Genomic DNA, 16,732 nt, shown 5'->3' on the forward strand with positions numbered 1-16,732 from the left:
GATTTCTTCTACTGCACATGCTTCAACATCAGGTAAATCAGAGGCGCGGAGAAGATCAGACTGTCGAAGCGATCGAATACTCCTCCATGGCCGGGAATCATGTCCGAGGAATCCTTCACTCCGGCGTCACGCTTGAAGAGAGATTCCACGAAGTCTCCCGCTTGCCCGAATATCCCCACGACGAAACCGGTCCCTAAAGCCAGCGGTATGCTTAACCAATGAAGAAATAGAAATTTGCCGACGACAACAGTGATGACGGCGAATATCAATCCGGCCGCCGCTCCTTCCCACGACTTGTTCGGACTTACAAACCTGCTCATTTTGTGCTTGCCGAACGGTTTGCCGACGAAGTACGCCGCTGAATCGCATATCCAGATCGTCGCGAGTATGAGGATGAGATAATATCCCGCGGCGCGATCTGTCGGCAATACGTGCTCAATGCCGACCCTTAGCCTTAGTGCTGTCAGCATCGCGCCGAAAAGACCGATGTAGGCCACACCCGCGATCGTTCCACCTACGCTTTCGAAAGTGCCTGAGACTTTGTCAGTCCTTTTCCTTGCGAGTTCAGACAACAGGACCAGCACAATGAAAATTATCAGGAACTCAAAAGCCGCTTCCATGGTAGACGAATAGACGATCGCATTCAACACACCGGCTCCTGTGATGCCGATGACAGGAGACATTTCCAAGCCGCGAGTACTTGCCATCGAATAGAACTCGTTTACCGATAGGACGATGATCACCGTCGTGAACGCAAAAAAGAAAAATCCTCCAAAGTAGCATGCGGCCACTATCAGAGGTATAGCCACCACAGCGACGAGAACACGTGTAGTCAAATTAGACATTATTCTTCATTCTCCTCTTCTTCATCAAGACCGATCGAACTGCTGATCTCCATGGCCTCATTATACTTCGATTTCGGGACTAGAACTGTCACTTTCGTCGGTCGCGCGCTCGACTCCACGACGTCGGGATTCAACTTGGTAAATACTTCCGATTCGATGTCATGCTGATCGAGGTTCGCACACAGCATTGCCGCCTCATACTCGAAATCGAAAGTATGAACGACCTTCCAATCGCTAAGCAACGTGCGATGCCTGGTGTCCGAACAGAGCAGAGCTCGGCCTGAATTTTCTGCGCACTCAGTGCAGACGGCTCTCCCGCATACTACACAGAACCCGATCGCCTGGTTCTCGAGATGAGTGTCGCAGACAATCCCTTCCTCTGATGAGACTTCACTGTTCAGTGTGCCGCACTTCTCGCAATAAAGAAACATCCTTTCGATTTCCGATCCGCAATTCCCGCACCTCAAGCGTCTTCAACCTCCTTTGGTTCTAAGTCCCGGCTCCTCATAAACCGAATTGTGAGAATGAACACCACTATAGAAAGAGTCAGCAAGATAACTATGGCGAGCGGGCTCACTGACTGAGCGTCGTCTGGTGCCACCAGGCTGTCCCTTCCGGAGAGATAAAACACCAGAATCGTGAAGAAATTGTTCGTAAAATGAGCCGCGATGGGGACAAGTATACTTTTCGCTGTGTACATGAGATAGCCCAAGTAGATCCCGAGGCTACAAAGTCCCACGAACGTGACCGGCTGGACGTGGTATGCACCAAAAATAATTCCGGTCATGACAATGGCGGGCCATTTCCTCATGACGATTTGGAAATTACCCTGAACCAGACCTCTAAAGAGAAATTCCTCACAGATGGCAGGAGTAATAGCAACAACAGCCGTGACTACCAGGAAGTCTCCGAGCGAATGGGCGACAATTAAGAGCTTATATAATTGGTCGATTGCATTCTGATATGAGTCGATAAATTCTTTCACACTGTTAGGAAGCGGTATCATGCCCTGGAAATATGTGTAGACCTCGAGTATTTCCTGGAGCGCAATGATTCCTACCATGGAAAGAAGAATGCTCCTCCAATCGGCTTTGTTTATCCCGAGAATTGATTTCCAGTTCCCCGATTGAACGCGCATGAGAAGAAGCGCGGGGGCGAGCACGAACAAAAGTTCGGCGATCATGCTGGCTAGTCTGAATCCCAACGCCTGGTTTGCTTTTGGATTCGGACCGAATATGAGTTCGGTTATTCCACCCCCGACAACTTGGAATAGGAAGAATACGATTACGAGTGAGAGCAACGCGAACGGCACCGGCTTAAATCTGGTAGGACGCGCGACGTCGGTAGTCACCAGGTTCTCTTCAGACGACACTATCTTTCCTAATATTTTGAGGTCGGATTGCCAGCCAGACCGCTATAGTCGATCAGCTCGGCCACGACCGATCCGATCGCAACTTCGCTCTGGACCTTTACAGGAATCTTGAGCGAATCCTTGCTTATCCAGACTACTATGCGGCCGGTGTTCTTAAACAGACCTCCCTTGACGATCACCGGCTCAATAATCTGGCAGTGGAATTTTCCAGCTTTTGTTTCGATGTCTTGCTCACCGAGGTACCTAACGTCCAGCGGATATGTTTTGTCGCTGTAAAAGTTTTCGAAGTGCAAGCTTTGGCCGATTCTCAGATTGTTATAATTAAGAGTGCGCGCAAAGAAGAATGTGCTCACAATGTCCTGAGTATAAGGCGCAATCAGGTACGGTCCGCCTTCGCTCGTCTTTGCTCTGTGATTCTGCTGGTCGAACCACGCCGTGAAATCGCGCTTGTACCCACCTTCTCTGATGTGCTGCTCGAACTTCCAGGGGAACAGTCCGGAGACGTCGATCAAAGATGAATAGTAATCTCTCACCTTGAAGAAGAAGTCGAAAAACTTCGCCGACCTCATCGTGAATTCTATTTTGATGCATTTCCTGTCGCCGTAGTACTCTGTTGATGGTGTGGCAATTGTAGCCCCACCCGCGACAATGGGGCCGTAGAAGACATTATAATCCAACTTCTCGCCGACAGTGAACGCATTGTTGCTAAGGCTTCTGAAATCGTTGTCTCCCATCGGTTCCTGTCGAAAAGTGGTATCATTTCCCGAATATTCAGGATTCCGCGCGATCAATTCCGGATCCGTGCGTGATGCGGTCATCAACATATACGTCGAGAAGATCAGCAATAAAATGGATGAGAGGTTGATCATCGACTCCCGGCCGAGATAAGTTCTTGAATGGAATCCGCAACTTCTTCTACAGTCACGACGGACATGTTATCGGAGCCGTCCTTTGGGGTCAGGATTCTTTTTCTCTCGGTCAGCGGAGCCCATCGGACTGGCGTCATAGGGCTGGCGTTCGGATAAATCCCTACGACCGGTATTCCCACCGCAGCTGCGAGGTGGATAGGGCCGGTTGAATTCGAGATGAAAAGCTCGGCGCCGGAAAGGAGCGCGATAAATCCCGTGAGTGAGAACCTTCCCGCCATGCTGACCGCCCGCGGCAATCCCGCACACAGCTTGTTACACCGCTCCGATTCATTCTCGAGACCTGTCACGATAACCTGAGCTTGGTGCGTTTCAGTAATTGAGCGGACCAAGTCGCGAAATTTATCTCCGCTCCATTCAGATGCAGATCCGCCGCTCCCCGGGTGTACCACGAAATACCGCGATATTCCGCTGGCAGCCAGAATGTCCCTGACTTTCTTCAGGGCGGACTCGTCCACACGCAGTCTTATGTCCATGATTCGCTCACTGCATCCGATAGCAGCCGCGAGGTCGAGATTGTAGTCCGCTTCACTCCGCGTGGAATACTTGCGATGCTCCTGAACTTTTTGGTTGAACAGGAATGAATACCATCGATAACCGGTTCCGACTCTGACGGGAATTTCGGCCAGGAATGCCGCTGCAGCGAGCTTGAAGCGTGGATAGAGAAGCAGGATCGCGTCGGCATCCACATGCTTCAGCTTATCTCTCGTTGAGCCGATCGTCTCTGCAGGATCATAAATCATTACCTCGTCAACAGGCGGAAAAGATGAAACCACCTCAGAAGTATAACTTCGGACCAGCGCGATGAGCCTGGATTTGGGAAAACAGTTTCTCAATGAGGCGAATACAGGAAGTGCCAGCACGACATCGCCGATCCGATCTGTTCGCGCAACTACAATCCTTCTGAATTCTGGAGCCATTTAACAAATATAATGTTGAGGGGTGTTTATATTCAATTTGCACGTTTCCAGGTGGTGTCTCAAATCGAATCTGAAAATCAGTGAGCATCGACATCTCGATGACAGGGGGTATTGTTCATGCCGAGCTAACACTCACGATGGTGGAGACGTCATATCACCCCGGAAACGAGCCGATGCTTCAACCAAAAAGATTTCATTGACATCGAGATACTGAACTTGGCCACGATGCAGTGCGATTGCCTTTTACTTAAATCTCAAAATGTTTATTATAATCACGACTGGAGCCAATCGCACTTTACGCAGAATTCTAGTTAGCAGCTTTTAGATCTTGCTTGATTTTCTCTTTCTCCTCAATCCTAATTAAAGGGTAACTCTTTTGGACCAGGACAATCGGGAATTATTTGACTTTGAGATACCGGCTCCAGACGCCGATCGTATTCTAAAAGTCAAAGACCTGAACAGGGTAGCAAAAGAATTGCTCGAGAGGAGTTTTCCTTTAGTTATGGTTGAAGGCGAGATATCGAACTTCAAGCGGCACATGCCTTCGGGTCATCTCTACTTCACCCTCAAAGATGACGAAGCACAAGTGAGAGTAGTCATGTGGCGGTCCGACGCTGTGAGATTGAGATTCGAAATAAGCGATGGCATGAAAATGATTGTGAAGGGAAAGGTTTCGCTCTATGAGTCGAGGGGCGACTTTCAACTCTACGCAATTAGTATGGTCCCCGCCGGTCAGGGTGTGCTTCAACTCGCATTTGAGCAGCTGAAAAAGAAACTTGAAGCCGAGGGTCTCTTTCGGGAAGAGCATAAGAGACCGCTCCCGGAATTTCCTCGGCGTATCGGAGTAGTCACTTCTATAGAGGGCGCGGCGGTACGCGACATAATCAGTGTAATCAGGAGAAGATTCCCGCTAGTCGAGCTTGTCGTTATCCCTGTTAAGGTCCAAGGAGAAGGAGCGGCCGCAGAGATTGCAAGGGCGATTCAACAGATGAACCGTCTTGGAAATGTCGATGTCTTGATTGTCGGAAGAGGCGGGGGAAGTCTCGAAGACCTCTGGGCTTTTAACGAGGAAGTCGTTGCGCGCGCCATATACGACAGCAAGATTCCTGTCATAAGTGCAGTGGGTCATCAGGTCGATTACACAATATCGGATTTCGTCGCCGATGTGCGTGCTGCTACTCCCAGCGCTGCAGCGGAGCTGGTCGTACCCGACAGACTCGAACTACTTGCCGGCCTTCAGTCAACCATTAGAAGTATGAGTAAGTCGGTCATCCAGAATACGGAAAGATTGACTCTAGAGCTCGACAGGTTCGCGAATCACTACGCGCTTCAACAACCGGCATCGAACGTTGAACAGAAATCTCAATTTGTGGATGAGCTGACGAGACGTCTCCAGACTCATACTCTTCATTTTTTCGAAAAGAATGTCGAGCGGATTGCCGCGACTGAATCTCGTCTGAACGCGTTGAGTCCATATCATGTGCTTCGCAGAGGCTATGCCTTTGTTGAAGGCCCACGCGGCGTTGTCAGGTCGGTCAGGAACGTGGAGATTGGCGACGAGACGACAATACACCTTCAGGACGGTACTCTTGACTCCAGAATCACAGGAAAACATGGCCAAGAACGTTAAACAAAAGGAAAACCCGACTTTCGAGGAGTCTTTGAAAAGGCTGGAAGAGATTGTCGAGGCTCTCGAGGCAGGTGATGCTCCGCTCGATGAATCGATAAAGCTGTACGAAGAAGGAATGGCACTGGCAAAGTCTTGCATGACGCAATTGAACGAAGCTAAATTGAAGCTCAAGAAAATCCAGAAGGACTCAAGCGGTTCGCTGGAGGAAGGCGATCTCGAAATCTGAGCGGAGAGTGAATGACTTACAAGTACCTGTATACCATAAATTCGCCAGCCGACCTGCGCAAATTAAACATCAACGAGCTGAAAGTCCTCGCGCAGGAGATCCGGGAATTCCTTATCGACACCATCTCGAAAATCGGCGGGCATCTCGGTGCGAGCCTCGGCTCCGTTGAATTGACACTGGCGCTTCATTATGTGTTCAACACTCCCGACGACAAAATAGTGTGGGACGTCGGACACCAGGGATACATTCATAAGATTATCACCGGGCGACGTGACGTCTTCCAAACGATAAGACAGTATCAAGGCATCAGCGGCTTCCTGAAACGATCAGAAAGTCCGTACGACGTTTTCGGTGCAGGCCACGCCAGCACTTCGATCTCCGCTGCCCTGGGGATTGCGACGGCCCGCGACTTCAAGGGAGAGAAATTCAAAGTTGTTGCTGTCATCGGTGACGGAGCAATGACCGGAGGAATGGCTTACGAGGCGATGAACAACGCCGGGCTCCTGAAGAAGAGTCTGATAATTGTGCTGAACGATAACCGCATGTCCATCGCCCCAAACGTCTGGTCAATCTCGAATTATTTCAGCAGTCTTACCGTTACGGGCGCCTACAATAAGTTCAAGTCCAATGTCTGGGACCTTACCGGCAAATTGGACTCCGTCGGTGATCGGATAAGGAAAGTGGCAGGTCGACTTGAAAGCGGCATGAAAGCGATCGTGACCCCGGGTATGCTGTTCGAAGCACTCGGGTTCAGATACTTCGGACCGTTTAACGGCCACAATCTCCCGCAGCTGGTCCGGACATTTGAGGAAGTGAAGGATCTCCCCGGAGCTAGATTGGTGCATGTCACGACAGAAAAGGGGAAGGGTTATCTCCCCGCTGAAGCAGATGGGCAGAGGCTGCACGGGGTTGTCGCCTTCGACAAGATTACCGGGACACAGTTCAAGAAGGACGGCCCTCCCGCACTTACAAAAGTTTTCGGCGAAGCTCTTCTTGAGATTGCGAAGGCAAACAAGAAAGTAGTCGGTGTGACTGCTGCCATGCCGGACGGGACCGGTCTTAACATACTTCAAAGAGAGATGCCCGAAAAGTTTTTCGACGTTGGTATAGCCGAGCAGCACGCTGTCACGTTCTGCGCCGGGATGGCAACTGAGGGATATATCCCTGTTGCTGCGATCTATTCGACTTTCCTTCAAAGAGCCTTCGATCAAATAATTCACGACATTGCCATTCAGCATCTTCATGTCGTCTTCGTTCTCGATCGCGGAGGTCTGGTTGGTGCGGACGGACCCACGCACCATGGCGCGTTCGACCTCACGTATTTGCGCCTCGTACCTGGAATGGTGATCATGGCGCCGAAAGACGAGAACGAGCTTCGAGACATGCTGCTGACTGCGGTTAATCTCAGCGGCGGCCCTGTCGCAATCAGGTATCCGCGCGGAAACGCGCTTGGACTAGCACGGAAGATCATGGAAGAAATTCCAATCGGAACGGGCGAAATACTGCGAGCCGGCGAAGACGTGGTAATTCTCGCAATTGGTGCGATGGTACAACATGCAATGCATGCAGCGGATATTCTCAGCAAAAAGGGGATACACGCCGAAGTTGCAAACATGAGGTTCGTAAAGCCTGTCGATCTTGCCCTGTTGTCCGAGATCGCCGACAGGTTCGATCACATCGTTACAGTCGAAGACAACACGATCAGGGGAGGGTTCGGAAGCGCGATACTCGAGTCGCTCCAGGAGATTGGCAAGACCCGGAGCGTGCTGTGCATGGGTTTGCCGGACTCTTTTGTGGAACAAGGGACTCCTCAGCAGCTTTACGAGCTGGTCGGCCTGCACCCCGAAGGCATCGCAGCACGTGTTGCCGACTTTCTTAAAACCGAGGGGAAAACACCAGTTAAACGAATTGCGGCGGGCAAATAAAGTATGGAAGAAATTAAATTAGGAGTCATCGGGGGCGGTGCAATCGCGCAGATAATTCATCTCCCTCTTCTGAAAAAGCTTGACGGAGTAAAGGTCATCGCCCTGGCCGAGCAGGATAAGCAAAAACTGCAGATCCTCGGTCAGCAGCACGGAATTCAGAAACTGTACCATAATACAGCCGACCTTCTGGCTGATCCTGAAATCGATGCAGTGGATATTTGTACGACCTCTGATACTCACTTTGATATAGCGCTCAAGGCGCTCAATGCCGGGAAAAATGTTTTGATTGAAAAGCCTCCCACTATAAATCATTCCGAGTGTGAAACGCTTGCTAAGACAGCGGAGGAGAAGGGAAAGGTGGTCCTTGCAGCAATGAACAATCGGTTCCGCGCCGACTTCATGATGCTGAAAAGCTATCTTCTGGAAAAGCAGCTCGGCGATGTGTTCTATGTGAACGCTGCCTGGCATAAGCAGGAACCGAGCACCAAGATGCATCTGAGCTCGAATCCGCAGTCGAGACGCGGTGTTACGTTGGACCTTGGCATCGTCCTCATCGACCTCGCGCTCTGGCTCCTTAATTTCCCGAAAGTGATCGCGGTTAACTCCGCACTTTTCAGCCGCAGGTTCAAGAAGATCGAAGACACTGCTCTTATTACACTCAGAACAAAAAACGGCGCGATGATAAGACTCGATGCGAGCTGGGGCCTTCAGCAACCCGATGAGAGTTTCAAATTCGAATTGTACGGAACGAATGGCAGCGCGACTCTCAACCCGCTGATTCTTCATCACAGAGTCAAGGACGAGCTTGTCAGCCTCACTCCAATCCAAAATTCGAAATTTGAAAACGTGTTCAAGAGAAGTTACGAGACAGAGCTTTCGAATTTTGTGAGGTTCCTGACCGGGGTGAAGTCGGACATGCCGACAATTACTCAAATGTGCCAGGTAATGAAAGTAGTGGACGCCGCGTATGCGTCCGCGAAGCGGGAAGGCGCTGTCAAGTTGTAATGCCCCAGGTCGTGCTTCTGACCGACTTCGGCAATAGAGACTACTTCGTCGGAGTCATGAAAGGGGTGATCACCGGAGTGAATCCGGTCGCCAGAATCATAGATCTCACCCATTCGATCAGCCGTCAATCGGTTCCCGAGGCGGCGTTTGTTCTCTGGGCTTCACGGAGATCGTTTCCCGATGATGCCGTCTTTGTCTGCGTGGTCGATCCCGGCGTCGGAAGCGAGAGGAAAATCATCTGCGGGGAAATCGATGGACAACTCTTCATTGCTCCTGATAACGGCTTGTTAGATTTCGTAGTAGCCGATGGGAGGTCCAGCCGGTTTTTCGAAGTCTCGAACAAGAGTTTTTTCCGCCAGGAGGTCAGTACGACATTTCATGGACGAGATATTTTCGCGCCGGTTGCGGGACACATTTCACGCGGGACCAGATTGACCGAATTTGGCGAGTCCTTCAAATATCTCTCCGTCCGTCCTTTCCATTTACCTCTGGTCGACGGAGTTAATGTCGGACGGATCGTGTACCAGGATGTGTTTGGGAACGTCGTCACTAATTTGGATTGGCATGACTCGCTCACTGGCGGTAAGGCCGTACTTAAGATCGGTAAGAAAACAATCAAAAGATTCTTCAAAACGTATTCGGAGTCGAAGGGAAATGACCTCGTCGGGATAAAGGGGAGTACTGGCCTTTTGGAAGTTGCCATCAATCAGGGGGATGCCGCGAAGGCTCTGAAGTCGAGGATTGCACTGAAGCTTACACTTAAGAAGAACTGAGACCATGTTGAGTGACGAAGATATAATGCTGAGGTGTATACGCCTTGCGGCGAACGGATTGGGATCTGTCAGTCCGAACCCGCTCGTAGGATGTGTGATAGTCAAGGATGGCAGAATCATTGGAGAAGGCTATCACGAGAAATTCGGCGGGCCTCACGCGGAAGTTAACGCGATCCGCTCCGCGACTGAGGATGTAGCGGGCTCAACGGTCTATGTCAACCTGGAGCCGTGCGATTTCCAGGGAAAGACTCCCCCTTGCACGGATCTCCTGATTGAGAAGCGCGTAAAGAAAGTCATTGTGGCAATGCTCGATCCCAATCCGAGAGTCAACGGCGGCGGCGTGAAGAAATTGCGGGCGGCTGGAGTCGAAGTGGAGCTGGGCGTTTGCGCCGAAGCGGCTCACATCTTGAACGAAGTTTTTACCTACTATATCTCAAAGAAGCTTCCGTTTGTCGTGTTGAAAGTCGCTCAGTCGATTGACGGCAAGGTTGCCCTGAAGAATGGCAGATCTAAATACATCACATCCGCCGACTCGCTGAGGAGAGTTCATGAGCTGCGCAGGACGTATGATTCCGTTCTAGTCGGCGCCGGGACAGTCAGGAGCGACGATCCCCTTCTGACTGTGAGACTGGTTGAAGGAAGGTCGCCTAAAAGGATTATCCTGGACGGAAAACTATCAGTCTCCACTAAATCAAAAATGTTTCGAAATAAAGACGCACCGACGATCCTCTTCTATTCCAAGTCAATGGAAAACAAGAACAACATCCGCAAGAAGTTGAGGGAACTTGAAGCGCTCGGCGTCGAGACCCACGCGTTGAAGGGCAGGACCAGCACCAGCTTAAGTCTAACTTTGGTCCTCAGGTCCTTGACGAAAATGCAAATCGCTTCCGTACTTGTAGAGGGTGGTGTAAAGATATTTTCCGATTTCATAAATCAGGGACTTGTCGATAAAATTCATATCTTCGTGGCGCCGAAGATCATTGGCGCGGGAAAGAGTTTTTCAGACGGTTTCGAGCTGTCAGATGTCTCGCGATCTAAAATTATAAGGGATTTGCAATTCAGTCAGGTCGGACCGGATTTGCTTCTGACGGGTTACTTCAAGTGATCATTGTATAGTGAGGTTACGAAGAAGCTTCTTTGTCATTTTCTAAATGGCTAATCAGAAAGAGGAATCATGTTCACGGGAATTGTGGAAGCAATGGGGAGTATTAGAGAAATTCGGAAGCTCAGTTCCGGCGCGAGGAAGATTACCATCGAGACTCCATTTGTGGATCTTGCGCCCGGAGACAGTCTCTCGGTGAACGGAGTATGCCTGACAGTCGTTGAAAAAAAAGATGAAAACGTTTCTTTAGAAGCCGTTGAAGAAACGATTAAGAAGACATCGTTAGGCGATTTGAAGAGTGGAGATGCTGTGAACCTGGAGAGGGCCGCGACTTTGAACAGCCGACTCGGCGGTCATCTCGTCCAGGGTCACGTCGATGCGACCGGAAAAGTAATAGCTATACGCAAGCTTCCGTTGAGCTGGATGTTCCAGTTCAGGATCCCGCCCCGTTTAATGAAGTACTTGATCCCTGTGGGAAGTATAGCTATCAACGGCGTTAGTCTCACGGTCGCGGAGAAACTGAAGGATTCATTCAAGGTCGCGATCATACCCCACACGTTTGACAACACGGTCTTCAAGAACTTTCGCGTCGGAAGTATCGTTAATATAGAGATCGATTTGATAGCAAAGTATGTGGAGAGTCTTCTGAAAAAATAAGATGGCACGCAAGATTTATTATCGAGTGAGAGAGAACGGACTCAATTTCATATCGGACGAGGAATGGGAAGGGATTGAATCTCTTCAAAGGTGGTACAACAGTGAATTCTTCTGGACCGGTGGAAAGATAAATCTCAGGCGGTTTGTCGTGTTCCCGAATTACGATGTGGTCGGGGCAAAAGTGAAAGGAATCCGGGAACAATTTTCCGGTATGATTGCCGGGGGCTACTCGGAGTCGGAAGCATTAAGTGAGCTTGAATCGCGCGGACTCATTATCGTGAAGAGGGGCGGTTACGAGGACGGGATGCTCGGGAGCGGGTTCACGCGGGTGGCTGACAACGAGTTCAACGCGTTCCTTGTTCTCGATTTTCTGCTGAAAGCATCGAGGCTTGCGCCGACTGCCTCATTCGAGATATTCGACGAAGGGAGATTCGTCAAGACCCGCGAGTTAATACTTAAGAACGCGGATGCTCTCGTTGATTTGAGGTCGACTTCGGAAGAGGACGTGGAAAGCGTGAAATTCTCGAGGAAAGTGTTCGCAGTGGTGAATCCCGACAAGTACGACGGGCACCCTCCGTTCTCAAATTGTGTTGATGAGTTTAACGAGCTTTTGCCCTACGAGAAAGTGAGAGTGGTCGAGAATTGGAATTGGCTGGGTTACGAAAGCAAAGCTGATTACGATTTTAACGGAGATGACTTCTACGGATTCGACCTTAACGAAAAGCTCTGTCACGTGTTTTTCATATAAATTGGAGGATGAGATGATAAGGAAATTCATTATGCCGCTTATGGCGCTGATGGTTTGCGCTGCCACAAACGTTTTTGCCGGGGTGACGCCCAAAGCCGGCGACAAAGCACCCGACTTCAAGTTGCAAGGCAACGACGGCAAGATGCACAAGCTGAGCGACTTTAAAGGGGAGTATGTGGTCCTCTATTTTTATCCTGCTGATGAAACCTCTGGCTGCACAACCGAAGCTTGCAGTTTTCGGGATGGCATCTCCGATATTACAAAGGCCGGCGCCAAGGTCATCGGAGTAAGCGTTCAAGATGTTAAATCGCATCAGGATTTTGTAAAGAAGTATGGACTCAATTTCCTGCTGCTTGCTGATCCGAAGATGAAAGTTGTAAATGAGTATGGCGTCTATAATCCAACGTGGAAAGTAGCGAGTAGAGTCACGTTCATCATCGCTCCGGACGGAAAGATCGCGAAGGTATATCCGAAGGTTAATCCCGAAGGTCATGCTAAGGAAGTTCTTGCGGACCTGCAGGCAATAAAGAACAGAACCTGAAGTATTTCAGAAGTCAGATTTGAGCTGTCCGCTAAATAGGCGGACGGCTCTTTTTTTATGGAGCAGAGAGTGCAGCCGAGACAATTCAAAAAGATCAACGAAGGCGAGGTTCTAGTTTCATGGGACGACGGAAAGGAGTTCGTCATCCCGCTCAAATATCTTCGGGACAGATGTCCGTGCGCGTCTTGTGCGGGCGAGACGGTCCTTTGGCGGGAGTATAAGCCCGTCACTTTGCCTGTGCTTGTGCCGGGCAAGTACGAACTTGAATCGGCTGAAGTGGTCGGGAACTATGCGATCGCTCTCGGTTGGAAAGATGGGCATAACACAGGGTTATACGCTTTCGATTTTCTCCGCAGGATATGCGACGAACAATCAAGACAATCTTCACCCGCATGAATTTTCGTACAATGAGAAATGTGAAATGAAAAAGGCGGCAGCCTGGGAAGCCGTCGCCTTTTCATTTTCAGGAGTGGAGCAAAATTATTTTTCCGGTATTCCTAGTGCCAGGAATTCGTTTGCCTTTGCAGATGTGGTCACCCTGAAGAGGAGTGCGTCACCGGGTTTATGCGAGTCGACGATCTTCTCAAGATCCCGGGAAGACTTGATCGAATTATTATCCACGCTCGTTATTAGATCGCCCTTCTGAATACCACGACTTTGGGCCACGCTGCCAGAGGCAACATCTGTAACCAAAACGCCGTTCTTAGCATCGTATTTGTCCAGCGTCTGTTTGTCGGCGTCCTGAACCGTGAGGCCGAGCGTTCCAAGATTTGCACTTGAATTGTCACTGCCGTTCGCGACTGCCGCGAAGGTCTCTCCGCTTCTTTCTTTGAGCTCAACGGAAATATCTTTCGTTTTACCGTCACGCATGATTTCAACGTCAACCTTGTCTCCGGGTCTCTTCGAGGCGACGAGGGCCTGAAGCTGATTGGCTTGCTCGATCTTTTCGTCGTTGAACTTCAAGATGACGTCGCCCGGCTTGATGCCTGACTCCTCGGCGGGGGAATTGGACTGAACGGACTGTACCAGCACACCTCTGGCGTTTGTCATCCCGAGTGCCTTTGCCATCGTCTCATCGACATCCTGGATCTGTACGCCCATGTATGGGCGAACAACTTTTCCGTTGGAAATCAGATCTTCCGCCACCTTCCGCGCTATATTTATCGGGACGGCGAATCCGTAGCCTTCATAAGTTCCGGTGTTGGTTGCAATCGCGGTGTTTATCCCAACCACCTGGCCCTGGAGGTCGACCAAGGGTCCTCCGCTGTTTCCGGGATTGATTACCGCGTCCGTCTGGATGAAGTCCTCTATGCCGTACTGGTTCTGGATAATGTTAATGTTGCGCCCCAGCGCACTTATGATCCCCTGCGTGACTGTGTAGTTTAGTCCCATCGGATTACCGATCGCGACTACCCATTGACCGACGTGAACGCTGTCGGAATTTCCAAGTGCGACACAGGGAAGGTTGTCCCCCTTTATCTTTATTACTGCAACGTCGGTAGTGGGATCGCGGCCGACCAGCTTCGCGTCGAATGTTCTCTTATCGGTGAGTGTGACCTTTATGCCGTGATCGTCCGCGCCCTGCACGACGTGATTGTTCGTAATGATGTAACCATCCGAATTTACGATCACGCCTGATCCGAGCGCGTGTTCAGGCGAAGGTGCCTGCTGGGGAAAATTGAAATTGTGGAACGGAAATTCAGGACCGAAAAAGAATTTGAACATATTATTTCCGTGCTGATCCTGGCCATCCGGAACAGTGACCGCTTTAGGTGTGGTTGTGACCTGGATCTGGACCACTGCCGGTGTGACCGCCTTTGCGACATTACTGAAGGCATTACTCAATTCTTCGACTGCAGAAGGCACCGCCGTGATAGGCGCACTCTCAGCTCCAAGCCTGATGTCTTTCCCGGAGTTCTCCATCTTCCCGAATGAAAGACCCATTGTAAACGCAAATACGAGAGCTGTCACGCTCAAAGCTCCCACTCCCAAGAGTATTTTTCTTCTCGTTGATTTCACCATTGTGCTATCTCCTTTTTTACAATTAAATATTGTCCCGAACCCATGAATCGACAATTAAAATGAAATGAAAAGATTTTCATGAAGGATGAGAGGGACAAGCTGTCCGATGGCTGGATTTTGTGATTGAAAGTCTGGCCTGTGAAATCTATATTATTTGAAAAAATTAAGCGAATATGAACGAAGGAAAAATCGTACAGATAATCGGTCCTGTAGTTGACGTCGAATTCCAGAACGGTAAGCTTCCGAAAATTTTGACGGCGCTCAATATCCCCAGGAAGAATCTCGACGGGGCAGAGGAAGTTCTCGTCGTCGAAGTCCAGCAGCATTTGGGTGAAGATACCATCCGGGCAGTCGCGATGGACTCAACTGATGGCCTTGTCCGCGGAATGAAAGTGATAGACACGGGCGGCCCGATAACAGTCCCGGTCGGTCCGAATGTACTCGGAAGAATGATGAATGTCATCGGATTGCCGATCGATGGGAAGGGCCCGATCGAGACGAAGCAGCACTACCCGATCCACAGGGACCCGCCGAAGTTCGACACCCTCAACACACAGAAGGAGATGTACGAAACCGGGATCAAGGCCATCGATTTGCTTGAGCCGTATTCGAAGGGTGGAAAGACCGGATTGTTCGGCGGCGCGGGAGTCGGAAAGACTGTTATCATACAGGAATTGATCCATAACATCGCTACTGAGCACGGAGGCTATTCCGTTTTCGGCGGAGTGGGGGAACGAACCAGAGAAGGAAACGATCTCTGGATTGAGATGAAGGAGTCGGGCGTTCTAAGCAAGACTGCACTCGTATTCGGACAGATGAACGAACCGCCGGGCGCACGCCAGAGAGTGGGATTAACCGCGCTTACGATCGCAGAATACTTCCGTGACTCGGAAGGAAAAGACGTTCTTCTGTTCATAGACAATATATTCAGGTTCACTCAGGCAGGGTCGGAGGTTTCTGCTTTGCTCGGACGCATGCCGTCTGCCGTAGGTTACCAGCCGACACTTGCGACAGAAATGGGCGCTCTTCAGGAGCGAATTACTTCGACAAAAAAAGGATCGATCACTTCCGTTCAAGCAATTTACGTCCCTGCTGATGACCTGACAGACCCGGCGCCGGCGACGACCTTCAGTCACCTCGATGCCACTACAGTTCTGAGCCGGCAAATAGTTGAGCTTGGAATTTATCCTGCCGTCGATCCGCTGGATTCGACCTCGCGCATACTCGATCCACTCGTCGTCGGCAACGAACACTATCGGGTAGCAAAGACCGTCAAGGAAATTCTTCAGACATACAAAGATTTGCAGGATATCATCAACATTCTCGGAATCGATGAATTGTCGGACGACGACAAGTTAACCGTATCGAGAGCGCGAAAGATCCAGCAGTATCTCTCTCAACCGTTCTTCGTCGCGGAAGCATTTACGGGAAGACAGGGGAAGTATGTCAAGCTTGCCGATACGATCGCAGGATTCAAAGCCATTATCGAAGGAGATTGCGATGAATGGCCTGAGAGCGCGTTCACGATGGTCGGTACGATTCACGAAGCCGAAGACCAGGCAAAGAAACTCCAGAGCGCGTAATGGCGGATGAGCAGACGGACAAACTGCTGAGACTTGAAATCATAACCCCACAGCGAAGCGTATATTCGGGAAATGTCGAATCCTTTTCAGCACCGGGGACATCGGGAGGATTCCAGGTACTGCACAACCACGCGCCTTTCCTGACGACCATCGGTGTCGGAGAAGTGAGCATTCGGGAAGAGGCCGGCAGAGAGTTTCAGTATTCCACGACAGGTGGATTTGTCGAAGTCAGCAACAACCACGTGACCTTTCTCGCTGACACTGCCGAACGAAAGGATGAAATCGACATCGAAAGAGCCAGGGCCGCTCGAGCGCGAGCAGAACAGCGGCTCGATAAGAAGGAGCCGGGTATCGACGTCGACCGGGCCAGGATCGCACTCGCACGGGCAATGAATCGGCTGAGAATAGCGGACGCCCTCTAGCATAATTCCAACCTTAACAGCAACGCGGAGTCCGA

General features: G+C 50.4%; 18 protein-coding genes. 12 read left to right on the plus strand and 6 right to left on the minus strand.

All coding sequences use genetic code 11. The features are described from left to right. Positions 1-8: 8 nt before the first annotated feature. From VIS48_14400 to VIS48_14420, 5 genes are read right to left on the minus strand one after another with little or no spacing between them, the layout of a single operon-like run. Positions 9-845, minus strand: a complete 837-nt coding sequence (locus tag VIS48_14400) for a phosphatidate cytidylyltransferase (protein HEY9167342.1) — start codon at positions 843-845, stop codon at positions 9-11. Next, on the minus strand, positions 845-1,276 hold the full coding sequence (locus VIS48_14405; GenBank protein ID HEY9167343.1) for a hypothetical protein: 432 nt from the start codon (positions 1,274-1,276) through the stop codon (positions 845-847). Before VIS48_14405 ends, VIS48_14400 begins: the two co-directional genes overlap by 1 nt. A gap of 32 nt (positions 1,277-1,308) precedes the next feature. Further along, the gene (locus VIS48_14410) at positions 1,309-2,217 is read right to left on the minus strand and encodes a type II CAAX endopeptidase family protein (protein HEY9167344.1); all 909 of its coding nucleotides are present in this window, start codon (positions 2,215-2,217) and stop codon (positions 1,309-1,311) included. An 8-nt stretch (positions 2,218-2,225) separates the two neighbouring features. Then, the gene (locus VIS48_14415) at positions 2,226-3,086 is read right to left on the minus strand and encodes a DUF3108 domain-containing protein (protein ID HEY9167345.1); all 861 of its coding nucleotides are present in this window, start codon (positions 3,084-3,086) and stop codon (positions 2,226-2,228) included. Continuing rightward, a complete protein-coding gene (locus VIS48_14420) occupies positions 3,083-4,063 on the minus strand; it encodes a glycosyltransferase family 9 protein (GenBank protein ID HEY9167346.1) in 981 nt (326 codons plus the stop codon). The genes VIS48_14415 and VIS48_14420 overlap by 4 nt, the downstream gene beginning before the upstream one ends. 376 nt (positions 4,064-4,439) lie before the next feature. On the opposite strand from VIS48_14420, the gene xseA reads away from it, so the two are divergent. From xseA to VIS48_14470, 10 genes are all read left to right on the plus strand, one after another. After that, positions 4,440-5,693, plus strand: coding sequence for an exodeoxyribonuclease VII large subunit (xseA, locus tag VIS48_14425; GenBank protein ID HEY9167347.1), 1,254 nt, complete (start codon positions 4,440-4,442; stop codon positions 5,691-5,693). Further along, positions 5,677-5,919 carry an exodeoxyribonuclease VII small subunit gene (xseB, locus tag VIS48_14430; protein HEY9167348.1) on the plus strand — a complete coding sequence of 81 codons (243 nt, stop codon included), beginning with the start codon at positions 5,677-5,679 and terminating at the stop codon, positions 5,917-5,919. The genes xseA and xseB overlap by 17 nt, the downstream gene beginning before the upstream one ends. An 11-nt stretch (positions 5,920-5,930) precedes the next feature. Then, positions 5,931-7,844, plus strand: coding sequence for a 1-deoxy-D-xylulose-5-phosphate synthase (gene dxs / locus VIS48_14435; protein HEY9167349.1), 1,914 nt, complete (start codon positions 5,931-5,933; stop codon positions 7,842-7,844). A gap of 3 nt (positions 7,845-7,847) precedes the next feature. After that, on the plus strand, positions 7,848-8,849 hold the full coding sequence (locus VIS48_14440) for a Gfo/Idh/MocA family oxidoreductase (protein HEY9167350.1): 1,002 nt from the start codon (positions 7,848-7,850) through the stop codon (positions 8,847-8,849). Continuing rightward, entirely contained in the window at positions 8,849-9,622 is a 774-nt protein-coding gene (locus VIS48_14445; GenBank protein ID HEY9167351.1) for an SAM-dependent chlorinase/fluorinase, read from the plus strand. The genes VIS48_14440 and VIS48_14445 overlap by 1 nt, the downstream gene beginning before the upstream one ends. Positions 9,623-9,626: 4 nt before the next feature. Continuing rightward, on the plus strand, positions 9,627-10,727 hold the full coding sequence (gene ribD / locus VIS48_14450) for a bifunctional diaminohydroxyphosphoribosylaminopyrimidine deaminase/5-amino-6-(5-phosphoribosylamino)uracil reductase RibD (GenBank protein HEY9167352.1): 1,101 nt from the start codon (positions 9,627-9,629) through the stop codon (positions 10,725-10,727). Positions 10,728-10,796: 69 nt separating this feature from the next. Beyond that, complete coding sequence (locus VIS48_14455) at positions 10,797-11,381, plus strand: riboflavin synthase (GenBank protein ID HEY9167353.1); 585 nt, start codon at positions 10,797-10,799, stop codon at positions 11,379-11,381. A gap of 1 nt (position 11,382) precedes the next feature. After that, positions 11,383-12,129, plus strand: a complete 747-nt coding sequence (locus VIS48_14460; GenBank protein ID HEY9167354.1) for a hypothetical protein — start codon at positions 11,383-11,385, stop codon at positions 12,127-12,129. 13 nt (positions 12,130-12,142) lie between these two features. Then, positions 12,143-12,670 carry a peroxiredoxin gene (locus tag VIS48_14465; GenBank protein ID HEY9167355.1) on the plus strand — a complete coding sequence of 176 codons (528 nt, stop codon included), beginning with the start codon at positions 12,143-12,145 and terminating at the stop codon, positions 12,668-12,670. Positions 12,671-12,739: 69 nt separating this feature from the next. Then, positions 12,740-13,066, plus strand: coding sequence for a DUF971 domain-containing protein (locus VIS48_14470; GenBank protein HEY9167356.1), 327 nt, complete (start codon positions 12,740-12,742; stop codon positions 13,064-13,066). A gap of 84 nt (positions 13,067-13,150) precedes the next feature. On the opposite strand, the gene VIS48_14475 is transcribed toward VIS48_14470, so the two are convergent. Then, on the minus strand, positions 13,151-14,692 hold the full coding sequence (locus VIS48_14475; GenBank protein ID HEY9167357.1) for a Do family serine endopeptidase: 1,542 nt from the start codon (positions 14,690-14,692) through the stop codon (positions 13,151-13,153). 173 nt (positions 14,693-14,865) lie between these two features. Between VIS48_14475 and atpD the strand changes: the two genes are divergently transcribed. Further along, on the plus strand, positions 14,866-16,275 hold the full coding sequence (atpD, locus tag VIS48_14480) for a F0F1 ATP synthase subunit beta (GenBank protein HEY9167358.1): 1,410 nt from the start codon (positions 14,866-14,868) through the stop codon (positions 16,273-16,275). Beyond that, a complete protein-coding gene (locus VIS48_14485) occupies positions 16,275-16,697 on the plus strand; it encodes a F0F1 ATP synthase subunit epsilon (protein HEY9167359.1) in 423 nt (140 codons plus the stop codon). The genes atpD and VIS48_14485 overlap by 1 nt, the downstream gene beginning before the upstream one ends. Positions 16,698-16,732: the final 35 nt, after the last annotated feature.

This window comes from Candidatus Kryptoniota bacterium (assembly GCA_036567965.1).
In the GTDB taxonomy this organism is placed as follows: Bacteria; Bacteroidota; Ignavibacteria; order Kryptoniales; family JAKASW01; genus JAKASW01.

Excerpts from the sequence above, each read along its gene's own strand:
- VIS48_14420 (HEY9167346.1), bottom strand. The coding sequence starts at position 4,063 with ATGGCTCCAGAATTCAGAAGGATTGTAGTTGCGCGAACAGATCGGATC.
- VIS48_14415 (HEY9167345.1), bottom strand. The coding sequence starts at position 3,086 with ATGATCAACCTCTCATCCATTTTATTGCTGATCTTCTCGACGTATATG.
- atpD (HEY9167358.1), top strand. The coding sequence starts at position 14,866 with ATGAACGAAGGAAAAATCGTACAGATAATCGGTCCTGTAGTTGACGTC.
- VIS48_14455 (HEY9167353.1), top strand. The coding sequence starts at position 10,797 with ATGTTCACGGGAATTGTGGAAGCAATGGGGAGTATTAGAGAAATTCGG.
- xseB (HEY9167348.1), top strand. The coding sequence starts at position 5,677 with ATGGCCAAGAACGTTAAACAAAAGGAAAACCCGACTTTCGAGGAGTCT.
- VIS48_14485 (HEY9167359.1), top strand. The coding sequence starts at position 16,275 with ATGGCGGATGAGCAGACGGACAAACTGCTGAGACTTGAAATCATAACC.
- VIS48_14405 (HEY9167343.1), bottom strand. The coding sequence starts at position 1,276 with ATGTTTCTTTATTGCGAGAAGTGCGGCACACTGAACAGTGAAGTCTCA.
- VIS48_14460 (HEY9167354.1), top strand. The coding sequence starts at position 11,383 with ATGGCACGCAAGATTTATTATCGAGTGAGAGAGAACGGACTCAATTTC.
- dxs (HEY9167349.1), top strand. The coding sequence starts at position 5,931 with ATGACTTACAAGTACCTGTATACCATAAATTCGCCAGCCGACCTGCGC.
- VIS48_14445 (HEY9167351.1), top strand. The coding sequence starts at position 8,849 with ATGCCCCAGGTCGTGCTTCTGACCGACTTCGGCAATAGAGACTACTTC.
- VIS48_14400 (HEY9167342.1), bottom strand. The coding sequence starts at position 845 with ATGTCTAATTTGACTACACGTGTTCTCGTCGCTGTGGTGGCTATACCT.
- VIS48_14465 (HEY9167355.1), top strand. The coding sequence starts at position 12,143 with ATGATAAGGAAATTCATTATGCCGCTTATGGCGCTGATGGTTTGCGCT.
- ribD (HEY9167352.1), top strand. The coding sequence starts at position 9,627 with ATGTTGAGTGACGAAGATATAATGCTGAGGTGTATACGCCTTGCGGCG.
- VIS48_14440 (HEY9167350.1), top strand. The coding sequence starts at position 7,848 with ATGGAAGAAATTAAATTAGGAGTCATCGGGGGCGGTGCAATCGCGCAG.
- VIS48_14475 (HEY9167357.1), bottom strand. The coding sequence starts at position 14,692 with ATGGTGAAATCAACGAGAAGAAAAATACTCTTGGGAGTGGGAGCTTTG.